General features: G+C 50.4%; 1 protein-coding gene. It reads right to left on the bottom strand.

Annotated features, from left to right (window positions below; all coding sequences use genetic code 11):
- Window positions 1–91: 91 nt before the first annotated feature.
- The coding region (locus AC1RPR_RS08765; protein ID WP_481763565.1) for a hypothetical protein at window positions 92–282 on the bottom strand (191 nt) is incomplete at its 5' end.

Raw genomic sequence — 282 nt, 5'->3', positions numbered from 1 at the left:
GCCGTCACCTTGCGACCTTCCTCGCGCACCCCTGAGCTAAGACGGGCCAGAGCGCCAAGAAAGTTCTCATCAAGCTTTAAGACATGAGTACTCATTTAGTGTTCCTTAGTTTGTTTCTATCCATCACGAACATAAAGGTGACGGCTACAACCGTGTACACACTCATGATCAGGTTGGACAACGCGGGAGCAACATCGTGTGCGCCCAATTGAATTCTTAGAGTTACGCAACCAAGCAGCATGATCGCAATCACCAGTATGTCCAGCACGATCCCTACGCAGC

It is taken from the genome of Dellaglioa sp. CoH-57-MRSF-22 (assembly GCF_056781895.1).
This window is presented reverse-complemented; position numbering and strand designations above follow the sequence as displayed.